11 protein-coding genes are annotated in these 14177 nt (G+C 55.2%); 10 read left to right on the plus strand and 1 reads right to left on the minus strand.

The genetic code is table 11. From position 1 onward, the window contains the following. The first annotated feature begins 37 nt into the window (after positions 1-37). Together D3A97_RS17930 and D3A97_RS17935 are read left to right on the plus strand one after the other, a co-directional pair. Complete coding sequence (locus D3A97_RS17930) at positions 38-1006, plus strand: YihY/virulence factor BrkB family protein (RefSeq protein ID WP_119079896.1); 969 nt, start codon at positions 38-40, stop codon at positions 1004-1006. A gap of 115 nt (positions 1007-1121) precedes the next feature. Then, entirely contained in the window at positions 1122-1724 is a 603-nt protein-coding gene (locus tag D3A97_RS17935; protein ID WP_119079897.1) for a thioredoxin family protein, read from the plus strand. A 117-nt stretch (positions 1725-1841) separates the two neighbouring features. On the opposite strand, the gene D3A97_RS17940 is transcribed toward D3A97_RS17935, so the two are convergent. Beyond that, the gene (locus D3A97_RS17940; RefSeq protein WP_119079898.1) at positions 1842-4349 is read right to left on the minus strand and encodes a M14 family metallopeptidase; all 2508 of its coding nucleotides are present in this window, start codon (positions 4347-4349) and stop codon (positions 1842-1844) included. Positions 4350-4834: 485 nt separating this feature from the next. Here D3A97_RS17940 and ggt point away from each other — a divergent pair, with 485 nt between their 5' ends. From ggt to D3A97_RS17980, 8 genes are all read left to right on the plus strand, one after another. Then, positions 4835-6520, plus strand: a complete 1686-nt coding sequence (ggt, locus tag D3A97_RS17945) for a gamma-glutamyltransferase (protein ID WP_119079899.1) — start codon at positions 4835-4837, stop codon at positions 6518-6520. Between the two features lie 117 nt (positions 6521-6637). Next, entirely contained in the window at positions 6638-7156 is a 519-nt protein-coding gene (locus tag D3A97_RS17950) for a DUF1572 family protein (protein WP_119079900.1), read from the plus strand. Beyond that, positions 7153-7569 carry a hypothetical protein gene (locus D3A97_RS17955; RefSeq protein WP_119079901.1) on the plus strand — a complete coding sequence of 139 codons (417 nt, stop codon included), beginning with the start codon at positions 7153-7155 and terminating at the stop codon, positions 7567-7569. Before D3A97_RS17950 ends, D3A97_RS17955 begins: the two co-directional genes overlap by 4 nt. A gap of 1 nt (position 7570) precedes the next feature. Next, positions 7571-8632, plus strand: a complete 1062-nt coding sequence (locus tag D3A97_RS17960) for an aminotransferase class I/II-fold pyridoxal phosphate-dependent enzyme (RefSeq protein ID WP_119079902.1) — start codon at positions 7571-7573, stop codon at positions 8630-8632. 61 nt (positions 8633-8693) lie between these two features. Then, positions 8694-9545 (plus strand): TraB/GumN family protein, encoded by an 852-nt coding sequence (locus tag D3A97_RS17965; protein ID WP_119079903.1) that lies wholly within the window; start codon positions 8694-8696, stop codon positions 9543-9545. Positions 9546-9812: 267 nt separating this feature from the next. Continuing rightward, the gene (locus tag D3A97_RS17970; RefSeq protein ID WP_119079904.1) at positions 9813-11966 is read left to right on the plus strand and encodes an outer membrane beta-barrel family protein; all 2154 of its coding nucleotides are present in this window, start codon (positions 9813-9815) and stop codon (positions 11964-11966) included. A 67-nt stretch (positions 11967-12033) separates the two neighbouring features. Further along, the gene (locus D3A97_RS17975) at positions 12034-13119 is read left to right on the plus strand and encodes a sensor histidine kinase (RefSeq protein ID WP_119079905.1); all 1086 of its coding nucleotides are present in this window, start codon (positions 12034-12036) and stop codon (positions 13117-13119) included. A gap of 3 nt (positions 13120-13122) precedes the next feature. After that, on the plus strand, positions 13123-13851 hold the full coding sequence (locus D3A97_RS17980) for a LytR/AlgR family response regulator transcription factor (protein WP_119079906.1): 729 nt from the start codon (positions 13123-13125) through the stop codon (positions 13849-13851). Positions 13852-14177: the final 326 nt, after the last annotated feature.

Consider the following 14177-nt stretch of genomic DNA (forward strand, 5'->3'; position numbering starts at 1 on the left):
ATTCTTTGTATTTTTACGGCAGTCCAATAATCCCCTGATGGTTGATGTAGAAAAACTCGTTCTTGAATCAAAACCCGTACAATGGCTGGTACACAAAAGTAAAAGCCTGGTATTGCCGGGCTTTGAGGGGATTCCCCTGTACGATGTGATCGTTTTCTTCCTGAAGGAGACCGCGCGGGAAAGCCTCGTAGAGCGGGCCGCCGCCATATCGTTCAACTTCCTGCTGGCCATCCCGCCCTTTTTCATCTTCCTGTTCACGCTGGTGCCCTTCATTCCCCTGCAGAACATTGAGCCCACGTTGTATGACCTGGCCAAGGCCGTTACACCTAACGAGAACTCTTACCAGATCGTCCGGGAAATGATCCATGACTTTTTGTATACCCATCGCAATACCTTGCTGTCTTTCGCCTTCATACTCAGCTTCTACTATTCCTCCAACGGCGTAATGGGCATGCTGCGCTCGTTTGACAAGCTGCTGCCCGGCTTCAACCAGCGCCTCTGGTGGCAAACACGGCTCACCGCGCTGAAGCTCACCATTATACTGGTAATACTGCTGCTGGCCACCGTAGCGCTTATCATCATGCAGGGCACTGTGATGAGATGGATATTTGAGGAGCTGGGCCTGCGCGATTCTTTTTCGCAATTTGCACTCGTAGCCGCGCGCTGGGCATTGATCGTACTCCTTTTCTTCGCCATCATTTCCGTGATCTACCGTTTTGGGCCGGCCACTAAAAAGAAATGGAAGTTCATTTCCGCCGGCGCCACCTTTGCCACCGTTTCCATGATCGTGGTGACCGTAGGGTTCTCTTTCTGGGTCACCAATTTTGCACAATACAACAAAATTTACGGCTCCATCGGCACTGTGCTGATATTAATGCTGGTGGTATATTTCAACTCCTTCATACTGCTGATCGGCTTTGAATTGAACACCAGCATCAGCACCATCCGCGAAATTGCGCGGGAACGGGAAGCCGGTGAAGAACCTGAAATACAGGGACTTTCCTGATTCTACGTTAAAATCCTATCAGCTTTTAGTTAAAGAAAATGGAAAACAGCCGTAACTGCTTTTAAATGCGTCTGAAATACCGTAATTTCATATTCAACCTTTAAACTAATGCCCTATGAAAAAGCAATTTGTTTTATTACTTCTTGCTACCGTATGGCTCGCAGCGTTCCGCAATCCTGACGCGCTGGAAGTAGGCGCTAAAATGCCGAAGCCGGATGTAAAAATGAAAGATGTGTCAGGCAGGGAAGTTTCTCTCAACGATGTTAAAAAAGCAAACGGCCTGCTGGTGATGTTCAGTTGCAACACCTGCCCTTACGTGCAGCGCAACCAGGAGCGTACCCGCCAGATAGCACAATACGCATTGAAGCATAACATTGGCGTGATACTGATCAACTCTAACGAAGCGGAGCGCGCCGGCGGCGATTCTTTTGACGCTATGAAGGCCTATGCCAAAAAACAGAATTACCAGTGGTCTTACACGGTAGACAAGAACAATGAACTGGCCGATGCTTTTGCGGCAGACCGTACGCCGGAATGTTACCTGTTCAATAAAGATGCTGCACTTGTTTACAAGGGCGCAATTGATGACAACCCCGGCAACGCCGCCGGTGTGAAGATCAAATACCTCCACAACGCGGTAGATGCCATGCTGGCCGGCAGGGCGGTAGAAGTGACCGCTACGGCTTCTGTAGGGTGCGGTATTAAACGGAAGATGTAATTCCCCGGAACACCACATAAAAATAAAAGCGAGGCTGGCATGCTCCCGGTATTGACCAGCACATGCCATTTTACCGGCACTGTTGCCAGCTGTTTCTGAGGTGCATGGGAGTCTCCGCTACTGCCCCACCAGGAACACCGCGTTCCCGAACAGCAGCTTGCCGTTTTCCCAGAAACTGCGGAAGAGCGGGTTATCCGCCAGCAGCACAATGGAGCCGGCGCCCAATTCCTTTACGCCGAACACCAGCCCGTCTTTCAGCTTCATTTTTGTTTGCGCGCCTACAAAGCCCGTCAGGTAATCATCTTTCTTCAGCGCGCCTACGTTCCATCCGCCGCTTTCCATGAACTCCAGCAGCTGGTCGCTTTGTTTGAGGGTATAGTAGTAATCCGGGTAGCCGAAAGCCAGCGGGTGGGTTTTATCCAGGTGTACCTTGTAGATGGCGCCGGGGATGAACTGCGTTACGCTTTCCCTTTCGCGGTTGCCGTAGGGTTTCAGCGCTTCATAGGGATCTTTCTTTTCATCTTCTTCTTTTTTCTCCTTGTCTTTTGCATCGTCTTCCTTCTTCATTTTAAAACCCCATTCCGCCTGCGCCAGTTGGGTAACGGCCTCTTCCATGGCAATGAGTTTACCGCCGTTGCTCACCCAGTCGCGGATGCGCTCCAGCACCGCCTTGTCGTTCAGCGCAATATAGTTGCCGGCCGGCAGAATGAGCACATCAAGGTCTTTCCAGTTAACGCCGTACAGGCTTGACGTATTCAGCACCGTCAGCGGGTAGTCTATCTGCTGTTCAAAGAAATGCCATATTTCGCCCATGCTCAGGGAGTAGGCGCCTTCTCCGGCCAGTACCGCCACTTTGGGTTTCCGTATCAGGCGCAGTTTGTCTGAACCGAAATCCGCCCCTTTCTCCACAAAACCGGTGGGCACCTTCACCAGGCTGATGTCCATTTTCTGTGCCAGCGCGGGCAGCGCGTCCAGCAAGCCGTTGCCGGCTTTGGTGATCACCAGGGTACCGGCGGGATAATTGGTTTGGCCGATGGTGAAGGCCGCTTCAGTAAAACGCACCCTGATGTTGCGGTTGAGCAGGTGGGCCAGGAACTTCAGGTCTTTGAGGCTGTTCCACGGCGCCAGGTACGCGTAGGTATTACCGGCCGCGGGCGGGGCGGGTACGGGCTTCTCAAGGCTGTCGTGCAGCGCAATGCCCAGCTTCTGTTTCAGCGCGTAAGCGGGCAGGCCGTAGGCGTAAGGCAGCGCCCAGGCGGTAATATCGTAGGTAACGGAATCTGTAAGGCGTGCCACCGGCTCGAACAGTACGCGCACCAGGTTGGAGCGCGGCTGGAAGGCGCTGATCACGAGGTCTTCTTTTTCTATATTGAAGTTTTCCGTTTTGCCGGTAAAATAGTTGAAGCCACTGCTGCCGGTGTTGCTGTTGGCAAAGCCCGCCGCAATTTCATTTTTGCGCAGCAGCTCCGCCAGTGCCTGCAGTTTTTCCCGGTTGCCGTCCGCCTTGATCACGAACGTTTTATAGTCGCCGCCGGGCTGCTGGCGCGCCTGCCGGAAGTAGGCGGCAAATTCGTTCACCAGCCGGCCCGCACTGGCGGCAGACACTTCTACGGTAGCCAGGCCGGTGGTGAAGTGATGTTCAATACGGTCTTTGAGCGTAAGCGTATCTCCCTGCCGGGTAAAGATGGCCAGCCCGGCGCGGCCGCTTCCCCCCTGCTCATAGGTCATACCAATGGCGCCGTTGTAAGTAGGGTATGTATCTCCGTAGCTCGGGTAAAAAAGGTCGAACTGCTCCCGCGTAAAATACAGCCAGCCCTTTGCATCAAAATAGGTGGCGTTGTGTTTGCCTATCTGCGTCTGGAAATCCCGCTGCCAGGCTGTAATGGCATCGTGCAAAGGTTCCGCGGCGGGGGCAAAATAATACGGTGCGTCTACGCCCTGCTCATGGAAATCCACATGCACCTGCGGCATCCAGCGGTTGTACTGGATGATCCGCAGCCTGCTCTCCTGCTGGGTCTGCCAGGCCCAGTCCCGGTTGAGGTCAAAATAATAGTGGTTGCTGCGCCCACCCGGCCAGGGCTCATAGTGCTCCCGCGCGTAGGGAGTGGCGTCTGGTATTTTACTGTGTACGGCATTGTAAAAGTTCACGTACCGTTCCCGCCCGTCCGGGTTCAGGCAGGGGTCTATGATCACCACGGCGTGCTGCAACAGCTCTGTACGGGTAGTGATGAGCGTGTAAAGGGTTTTCATGGCCGCTTCGGTAGACACGGCCTCATTGCCATGCACGTTATAACTCAGCCAGATAATGGCCGGCTGCGCGGCGGCTTCCGCTTTGCCCGTTACTACATCCAGGTTATGCTGCCGGATGGCCTCCAGCCGCGCCATGTTTTCCGGTGAGGCAACAATAGCCAGCAGCAGCGGCCGGCCTTCGTAAGATTCGCCGTAGGTTTCCAGCTTCACCGTTTTAACGGTGGCGGCTATGTGCCTGAAATAATCCACCACCCTATAGTGCGGGGTAAAACGCGTGCCCAGCTCATATTGCAGGAACTGGGAGGGCGCCGTTTGCGCGGCGGCGTGTGTACAGATCATCAGGAAAAACAGGCAAACCAGGAACAGATACCTCATAACGTTGGGTGTATTCCTCTAAGATAAAGAAATGGGGCCTGTCCGCAAAAGCATGTCCGGTTTCCGGTACGGGATCACCGGAAACCGGTTTTTGGAAGTTACCGGCAGCATACATCCGGAGAGGTACAGGAAGACACTGGCGGCGCCCGCCGGTAAGATATATGAAGATGCTTGCAACGACCGGCGGAGTACACGAAGATGCTTGCAACTACCGGCGAAGTACACGAAGATGCTTGCAACTACCGGCGACGTACATGAAGATACTTACAACCACCGGCAGAGTACACGAAGATGCTTGCAGCACCGGCGAAGTACACGAAGATGCTTGCAACCACCGGCGAAGTACACGAAGATGCTTGCAACGACCGGCGGAGTACATGAAAATTGCTTGCAGCACCGCCGACAATGCCCCAAAGGCCCCGCCGGCATGAAATGCTGTTATTCCTTCCAATAAATCTTATTTTTAACCTCCAAACAAGTTGCCCATGCGTTTTCCGTTAATAAGCGTGCTGCTGTTGTATACCGGCGCCGCACTGGCCCAGAGCAGCCCTTACAATTACCAGGTCACCAAGTACATGACACCCAGGCGCTACGCGGTGGTATCTGCCCACCCGCTGGCCAGCGAGGCCGGCGCGCAGGTAATGAAAGCAGGCGGTAACGCGGTGGATGCGGCCATTGCCACACAATTGGCCCTGGCCGTGGTATACCCGGAAGCCGGTAACCTCGGCGGCGGCGGCTTTATGGTGGCAAGGCTGCGCAACGGGCAATCTCTCGCCATAGACTACCGCGAAATGGCGCCCCAGAAAGCGCACCGGGACATGTACCTGGACGGTAACGGCAACGCCCAAACGCGGCTGAGCCTGGACGGCCACCTGGCCGCCGGCGTACCCGGCACCGTAGCCGGCCTGTTTGCTTCCCATCAATACGCCAAACTGCCCTTTGCCAAACTGGTGGCCCCCGCCATCAAACTGGCGGAAAAGGGTTTCGTGATCACTGAAAGGGAGGCCGCCGGCCTCAACCGGCGCAAGGAAGATTTTATACGCCTCAATACCATGCCCACCGCCTTTGTAAAAGATACCCCCTGGAAGGCCGGCGATACGCTGGTGCAGAAAGACCTGGCGCGCACCCTGCGGCTCATTGCGCAGAAAGGGGCCGCAGGTTTTTATGAAGGGGAAACGGCGGAGAAAGTAGTAGCGGAAATGCGGCGCGGCGGCGGCATTATTTCAGCGGCAGACCTCAAAGGTTACCGCGCCAAACCCCGCCAGCCGCTGCAGTTCAAATTCAGGGGATACGATATCCTGACCATGCCCCTTCCCAGCAGCGGCGGCGTGGGCATACAGCAAATGCTGGGCATGGTGGAAAGTTACCCGCTGGAAGAGTGGGGCTTTCACAGCGTGCAAAGCGTACAGGTAATGATAGAAGCGGAACGCCGCGCGTACGCGGACCGCGCCAAATTTCTGGGAGACCCTGATTTTACATCGCCCCCGCTGGCCGCCATTACACAGCCCTCCTATCTTAAAACCCGTATGCAGACCTTCACGCCCGGCAGGGCCACGCCCAGCGAAGCCGTACAGGCAGGCCTTGTAAAGGAAAGCATGCAGACCACCCACCTCAGCGTGCTGGATGCGGACGGCAACGCCGTGTCTGTTACCACCACGCTCAACGGCGGTTACGGCAGCAAGGTGGTAGTAGGCGGCGCAGGCTTTTTGCTCAATAATGAAATGGACGATTTTTCCGTAAAGCCCGGCACGCCCAACATGTACGGCCTCATTGGCGCGGAGGCCAACGCCATTGCCCCGCGCAAGCGCATGCTCAGCTCCATGACGCCTACCATTGTGCTTCAACACAACCGCCCCGTGCTGATTGCCGGCACGCCGGGCGGCTCCACCATTATCACTTCCGTGTTCCAGACTATTCTCAACGCGCTGGTGTTCAACCTGGATGCGCAAACTACCGTGAACGCGCCCAAGTTCCACCACCAGTGGCTGCCGGATGAAGTGAGAATAGAGCAGGACTTTCCGGACAGCACGCGCGCCGCACTGGAGAAAATGGGTTACAAATTCGTGAAGAGCGGCCCCTGGAGCCGAACAGAGGTGATCAAGATACATCCTGACGGGAAGATTGAAGCGGTGGGAGATAAACGGGGAGATGACAGCGCGGCGGGAGAATAGGTTACGGTGGCAAGGCGCAGCAGCGGCATGCAACCCGGCAATAGTAAAGCAGCCTTGCCAGAACAACGCATCCCTGATGATTTTGTACATTCGCAACAGAACAATCCGCAATAGACCATGTACCTGGAGAGCTTAAAGAAACGGTTGCTCACTTACAAAGAGCTGGCAGAAAAAACGTTCGCGCAGCTGGATGACGAACAACTGCACTGGCAACCCGCCGGTGAGCCCAACAACATTTACATCATTGTAAAACATATGAGCGGCAACATGCTGTCCCGCTTCACAGACTTTCTCACCACCGATGGCGAAAAACCCTGGCGCCAGCGCGATGACGAGTTCCGGGACGACCCCGGCGCCACCAAAGCGCAATTGCTGGATATGTGGAACAAAGGATGGGATTTCCTGCTGAACACGCTGAACGCCCTGCAGGAAGCAGACCTCGGCAAAACCATCTACATCAGAACGGAACCGCACCTGGTCATAGACGCGCTGAACCGGCAACTGGCCCATTACCCCTACCATGTTGGCCAGATCGTGTACCTCGGCAAGGTGATGAAGGCAGACAACTGGCAGAGCCTCTCCATTCCCAAAGGCGGCTCGCGGCAATTCAATGAACAAAAAGCCTCCGGCAAATGAAATATCTTTTAACAGCGCCTGTACTGGCTTTGCTGCTGGCGGCCTGCGGCTCCGGCAAAACAGACGCCCTGCTGCAGCACAAGAAATGGAAAGTGTACGATGTAACCGTTCCCGCTTCAGCCCCCTACAACAACACGCAGGTGACGCAGGCCAAAGACCTGAAGAGCGGGTATTACAGCGATGCTTGCTACCAGTTCCTGGACAATGGGTTGTTTATTGCCACCATTGCCGGTCAGCCGGACAGCGGGCGGTACAAGCTGCTGAGCAACGGCCGCATTATTTCCATCACCTCCGCCAACGGCTCCCGCAGCTCGGAACACCTGGTAGAGGTAACGGCCCTGACGGAAGATGAATTTGATATGAAAGTGAAATCGGGCGACTATCATTTTATTCTGCATACCCGCAAACAATAGCATGATAAAGATCACAGACACCACGCCCGGCAGAACGGCCCAGGTAGACGGCAGGAACTGCCTCTATTTCTCCGGCTTCTCTTACCTGGGCATGCACGCCTCGCACACCTTCAGGGACCTGCTGGCCGTAGGGCAGGGCCGGTTTGGCAGCGTGTACCCCTCCTCCCGCATTTCCAACCTGCAGCTGCGGTTGTACGATGAGCTGGAACACGCGCTGGCCACGCAACTGCGCCAGCAGTCCGCCGCCTGCTTCTCTTCCGGTTACCTGGCCTCTCAGGCGGCCATTACCTACGCCGCCACGCGCGGGCAGGTGCTGTTTGCCCCCGGTACGCACCCCGCCCTGCGGTATCCCGGCGCGGAAGTACCTGCCGGAGATTGGGACAATTGGCTGGCCACGGTCATAGACATGGCCAACCTCGGGCAAGACCATCAGTACGTGTTGGTGTCTGACGCCGTGAACCCGCTCACCGCCGCCATCAACAATTTTTCACCGCTGGCCGGGTTGCAGAAAAAGGCCCTGGTGCTGATAGATGATTCTCACGGCGTTGGCCTGCTGGGCCCGGAGGGCGAAGGCATTGTACACCAGTTGCCGCAAAACCCCGCCGCGCATTACCTGGTCACCGCCTCACTGGCAAAGGCCTACAGCCTCGAAGGCGGCATGGTGGCCGGCCACGCGGCAGATGTTGCCGCCATCCGCCACCTCCCGCTGTTTACCGCCAGCACGCCCATGGTACCGGCCAATGCATACGCCTTTCTGCACGCCGCCGGCGCTTTTGCCGCCGCCCGCAAAAAGCTGCGGGACAATATCACCGGCTTCAAACGGCAAACGGCCGGTATAGCCGCCATGCATCACCCGCACGAGCTGCCGGTGTTCATACTGGAAGACACGGCGGAAAGCGTGTATGCCTACCTGTTAGGGTGTGACACTTTTATTTCCTCCTTTGCCTACCCTGACCCGCAGGGTAAAAAGATCAACCGCGTCATCCTGTCCGCCCTGCACACCCGGCAAGACATTGAAGTGCTGGCCTCCCAGCTGGCGCAATTTTACGCTGTAACGCCCTGATAGGGGGCGGACAAAAAAACAAGCCCAAACCGCGCCGCCTCAATACTTAACATACCCGCTTATGCTGAAAAAATTCGCCTCCACCCTGCTGCTGGCCCTCACATTTCTCGCTGCCCGGTCTCAAAACGCGCTGCTGTACAAGATCAGCGGCAACGGCCTGCAACAGCCCAGCTACCTGTATGGTACCATCCACCTCATTTGCCCGGAAGACCTCTACCTCTCTCCCGCCCTCAAAGACGCCATGGCCGCCGCCCGCGAGCTGTACCTGGAAATTGACATGGACGATCCGGCCATGATGGCCACCATGGGAGAAGCCCTGAAGACCCCTGAAGGCTACGACCTGGCGCAGCATTTCAAACCCGGCGACTTTGACCGGCTGGCCGCCTTTATGAAAGACAGCCTGCGGGCAGACATCACGCCTTTCCGGAAAATGAAGCCGCTGGTGGTGCAGATGATGATCCTACAGCGCATGGCAACCTGCCCGCTGCCCGCCTCCTATGAGCAGCAACTGGTGCAAATGGCCACCACACAACAAAAGCCCGTTCAGGGGCTGGAAAAAGTGGAAGACCAGGTGGCCCTCTTCGATGCCATCCCGGACAGTACGGAATGCCGCATGATCATGGAATACGTCAACAACTTCCAGCAGCAGCGCCATGCCTTCAACCGCCTGGTGGCGGCTTACAAACGGCAAGACGTAGCCGCCATGCACCAGGAGCTGAAAACATCTCCCGAGCTGGCCGGTTTTGAAGACCTGCTGGTATATGACCGTAACCGCAACTGGGTACCCGTTATGGAAAAGGCCATGCGGCAGGGTACCGTACTGGTGGCCTGCGGCGCCATGCACTTGGGCGGGGAACAAGGGCTGCCCGCGCTGCTGAAGGCCCGCGGGTACCAGGTAACGCCGGTACCGTAAATCCGCGGTATCGTGGAAACAGCCTGATGCCCGGCATGAAGGGCTGACTGCCGGTACCGTAAACGGGCAGGCCGCGAAAGGCCCCCCATACCGCCATGCAAACAGGAGAACTCCGGCACCTCCCGTTTGGTACCGCCAAACACCCCGTTCACACCCAGCATTCCCCCTGAAACCTCCGTTTCATACCCGCAATGTGCTGGTTGGTGTAACGGATTTCCCCACCCCTGCCCCTCACAATAAGTTTGCAGTATCAAAACCGATACTTATATGCAAACGCTTCGTACATCCCTCTTTACCGCTATATTGCTGGCCGCCGCCGTTGCCGCGGGCGCACAGGAAAAAAAAGATACCGTAAAACAGCTGAAGGCCGTAGACGTTACCGCCACCCGGCCGCCCATTACCATGCAGGGCGGCACCATGGTGATGAACGTGGGCCAGACCGCCACCGCTGCCGGCGCCAACGCCTGGGAAGTGCTGCAGAAGGCCCCCGGCGTAGTGGTAGACAATACCAATAACGTACAGCTCAACGGCAAGGCCGTAACCGTGTATATAGACGGGCGCCCCAGCCGCCTCACCGGAGACGATCTGAAGAACCTGCTGGCCTCCACCCCCGGCGGCAACATTGATAAAATAGAGCTGATGAGCAACCCCTCCACCAAATACGACGCGCAGGGCGCCGCCATCATCAATATCAAAATGCTGAAATCGAAAGACCTCGGCACCAACGGCTCCCTCACGCTGAGCGGCGGCTTCGGGCGCTACCCCCGCACCACGGAAGGCTTCACCCTCAACCACCGCGGCAAGGGCGTAAACCTCTACGGCGGGTATGACCATATGTACAGCAAGCAGTTCACCAGCACCGTTACAGACCGCCGCTTCCCCGGCGGGTACCTGCTCACGGACAATGACTATAACCGCGAAAACCGCCACAGCCACAACGTGAAGGCCAGCGCCGATTTCGACATCACCAAAAACACCTCCGCCGGTGTGCTGGTAAAAGGCCAGTTCTCCAGTCGCGGGCGCAACGGGGATAACCTCACCAGCCTGGCAGACTCCAACTTCGTACAGCTGGCCAACGGTTCCCTCTCCATTGTAAACCCCAGCGTGAACGCTTATTTCAAGACCGGCAATGCCAAAAAGAAGAACGAGCTGACCATCAACGCAGACTATTTTTCTTACTATAAAGACTGGAACGACGCCTTTGCCGGCCAGTACTACAGCAAGAGCGGGCAGATCACCGGAGATGAAAGCCGCCTGCGCAACGAGTCAGATTCCCGCATCAACCTGTACGCTTTCAGTGCGGACTACACCCAGGAGTTGAAATTTGCCAGGCTGGAAGCCGGTATTAAAACCACGTTCACGGAAACAGACAACGAGCTGAACTGGGAGAACAGGAACAGCGGCAAATGGGAGAACGACCCCGGTAAAAGCAACCACTTCATCTACAAGGAAAATGTGAACGCCGCCTACCTCGGCCTCAGCAAAACCATCAAAAAATATACTTTCAACGCTGTATTACGGGCGGAGCACACCAATGCCAAAGGCAACAGCCTCACCATGGACCAGCGTTTCACCCGTGATTACGTACAGCTCTTCCCCAGCGCCAGCGTAAGTTATATGAAAGACATGCAGAACCAGTTCAGCCTCTCCTACCGCCGTAGCATCAACCGTTTCGGGTTCGAAATTGTCAATCCTTTCATTACTTACCGCAGCGCTTATTCCTACATGCAGGGCAACCCTGATATCAAGCCCATGACCATGCAATCTGTAGAAGCCCGCTGGAGCCACAAATACCAGCTGTTTACCACACTGGCCTTTACCCGCATCAAAGACAACCTGAGTGTGGTGGTGCGGCAAGACCCCGACACCAAGATACTGGTGCAGAGCTTCGAGAACCAGTCCAACATGAACGTAGGTTCCGCCACCGTGGTATGGAGCAAGCCCGTAACGTCCAAATTCCGCGCCACCCTCACCGCCGTGGGCCTGTACCTGCACATCAACACCCTGCTGGACGGCGTGGAGTACAAAAAAGATAACCTGACCGCCATTTTTAACCTGCAGAACAGCTACACCTTGCCCAAAGGCTTCACCGCGGAGCTGGGCGGCGCCTTCCAAAGCCCCATTGCCATGGGTTACGCCAGCCTGAAAAGCATGGGGTATGTAGACCTGGGCCTGAAAAAGACCATCATGAAAGGCAACGGCTCCCTCAAGCTCGGCGTGAATGACGTGTTCAACACCCGCCGGTTCCGCTTTGACGTGCTGTACGGCAACGTGAACAACCAGAGCAAGCATAATACGGACACGCGGGTAGTGAACCTCACCTTCAACTACCGCTTCGGCAACAAGAACGTGAAACAGACCAAAGCCCGCAAAAACAACATAGAAGCGGAGGCCGGCAGAACAAACACCACCACTATGTAAAAAAAGCCGTTCCCCGGGCCATACCGGGGAACTTTCTTTATTTTCGCCATAACTGCAAAAACACAAGATGTTCAGAAAGATCCAGGATTTTATTGGCCGCGAGTGGAAAAAGATACTCATACTCATGATAGTGGCCGTTGCCTACCAGGTGTTATCCTTTTCCTTTGTATACAAGGTAGACCCTGAGCTGGCTAAGGACACCTATCAGAAGCTGGGCGGTTTTTTCAGGTATGCCGCCAAGGGCATTATTGAGTTCACTATCACCTACTACGTGCTGATCTGGCTGGCCTGGCTGCCCCTGCTGCAAAAACGCAAGGTGGGCCGCTTCTTTCTGCTGATAGCAGGTATGTTTGTGCTGAAGGCCGGCTATTCCCTCCTGTTCGAGTTCAAGAACGTGAACTTCAAGGTAGACGCCAGCCAGAAGGGGCTGGCAGAATTTATCCTGAACCATAAGATGGCCTTTTACCTGATCTCCATGGGCGTGGCCTACGTATTGACGCTGCTGGCCTGCCTGGTGGTGGCGGTGATCATAGACTTCAACCACCGCAGCAAACGCCAGAAGGAACTGGAAAAACAGAAGCTGGATGCCGAACTGTCTGCCATCAAATACCAGATCAACCCGCACTTCCTGTTCAACTCCCTCAGCTTCATCTACAGCAAAACGGTGCCGCTGAGCGAAGAAGTATCTAACGCCGTGCTGCTGCTGTCAGACATTATGCGGTACGCCCTGGGCAAGGAAGAGGACGCGGAAGGCAAGGTGGCGCTGGAAAAGGAGATCACCCACATGAAAAACGTGATCGAGATCAACCAGATGCGCTTCAACAACAAACTGAGCATCCAGTACGCGGAGCAGCTGGATAACCCGAAGGCCCGCATCACCCCGCTGGTGCTGATCACGCTGGTAGAGAACGCGTTCAAGCACGGAGACCTGCTGGACCCCGCCAACCCGCTGGTGATCAGAACGGAATCTGACGAGCGGCAAATACGGTTCTACATCCGCAACAAGAAGAAAGCGGGCCCCAAGGAGCTGTCTACCAACATCGGCCTGAACAATGTAAAACAGCGCCTGCAACTGATGTACGCAGACAAACATCAGTTCAGCATCACAGACAACGAACACTTCTATACCTCCGAGCTCACTATTAATTTATAAGCCATGATCAACTGCATTGTGATAGATGACGAACAACATGCCATTGACCTGCTGACGCATCACATCAGGCAAACACCCTTCCTCAACCTGCTGTATACCACCACAGACCCGCTGGAGGGCCTGCAGTTGCTGCACCAGCACAAGGTGGACCTCATTTTCCTGGACGTGCAGATGCCCTCCATGACCGGTATAGACTTCATCAAGGCCATTAACGGCAAAAGCAAGGTGATACTCACCACTGCCTACAGCGAGTACGCCATGGAAGGGTTTGAGAACGAGGTACTGGATTACCTGCTGAAACCCATTTCCTTTGCCCGCTTCATCAAAGGCGCACAGCGCGCCCTTTCCATGATACAGCCCACCGTGGCAACGGCCGCTAAAGACGAAGACGATTTCATATTTGTAAAAACGGAGCAGAAGGGCAAACTGATCAGGATCAATATCAAGGACATCCTTTTTATAGAAGGCCTCAAGAATTACGTAAAGATCCATACCCGCCAGGGCGAAGGCATTATTGCGCTGCTGAACATGAAAGACCTGGAAGAGCGCCTGCCCGCGGCAGATTTTGCCCGTACGCATAAATCCTACCTGCTGGCCACGGGGTATATCAGGATGATAGAGGGGAATATGGTACACCTGGAGCATACGGCGCATACCGTGCCCGTGGGGGATACCTACCGGGAAGGGTTCATGAACCTGATGAAGGGGAAGATCATGACAAACAGGAAATAAGAGGAAAGGCGCACCGGGTGCGCCTTTTTTCAATAAAGAGTAGCATGCCGCCAGCAATTCGTTGTACACTGTTCCTCGGTAAGATAGCAGCGAATGGTTTTGGCAGGAGAAGGGAAATAAAAATGATGATAACCCCGTTACAAAAGACAAGGTAACCGGCGTGGTTGGTGAAAAGCGGTAAAAGCGGCTGGCAAGCCAACATATCTCAATTGCTTACAAATGGAAATACTTGATAATATCAGATATATACACCATCCCCCGCTTCAAATAGCATTGATGGCGGCGAATATACAACCACGAAAAAACGTCGTCATTGACAAAACGGT

The organism is Chitinophaga alhagiae (genome assembly GCF_003568665.1).
GTDB lineage: Bacteria > Bacteroidota > Bacteroidia > Chitinophagales > Chitinophagaceae > Chitinophaga > Chitinophaga alhagiae.

Coding starts and splice junctions, on each gene's coding strand:
- D3A97_RS17955 (WP_119079901.1), top strand. CDS start 7,153: ATGAAATATCTTTTAACAGCGCCTGTACTGGCTTTGCTGCTGGCGGCC.
- D3A97_RS17940 (WP_119079898.1), bottom strand. CDS start 4,349: ATGAGGTATCTGTTCCTGGTTTGCCTGTTTTTCCTGATGATCTGTACA.
- D3A97_RS17970 (WP_119079904.1), top strand. CDS start 9,813: ATGCAAACGCTTCGTACATCCCTCTTTACCGCTATATTGCTGGCCGCC.
- D3A97_RS17950 (WP_119079900.1), top strand. CDS start 6,638: ATGTACCTGGAGAGCTTAAAGAAACGGTTGCTCACTTACAAAGAGCTG.
- D3A97_RS17975 (WP_119079905.1), top strand. CDS start 12,034: ATGTTCAGAAAGATCCAGGATTTTATTGGCCGCGAGTGGAAAAAGATA.
- D3A97_RS17930 (WP_119079896.1), top strand. CDS start 38: ATGGTTGATGTAGAAAAACTCGTTCTTGAATCAAAACCCGTACAATGG.
- D3A97_RS17935 (WP_119079897.1), top strand. CDS start 1,122: ATGAAAAAGCAATTTGTTTTATTACTTCTTGCTACCGTATGGCTCGCA.
- D3A97_RS17960 (WP_119079902.1), top strand. CDS start 7,571: ATGATAAAGATCACAGACACCACGCCCGGCAGAACGGCCCAGGTAGAC.
- D3A97_RS17965 (WP_119079903.1), top strand. CDS start 8,694: ATGCTGAAAAAATTCGCCTCCACCCTGCTGCTGGCCCTCACATTTCTC.
- ggt (WP_119079899.1), top strand. CDS start 4,835: ATGCGTTTTCCGTTAATAAGCGTGCTGCTGTTGTATACCGGCGCCGCA.
- D3A97_RS17980 (WP_119079906.1), top strand. CDS start 13,123: ATGATCAACTGCATTGTGATAGATGACGAACAACATGCCATTGACCTG.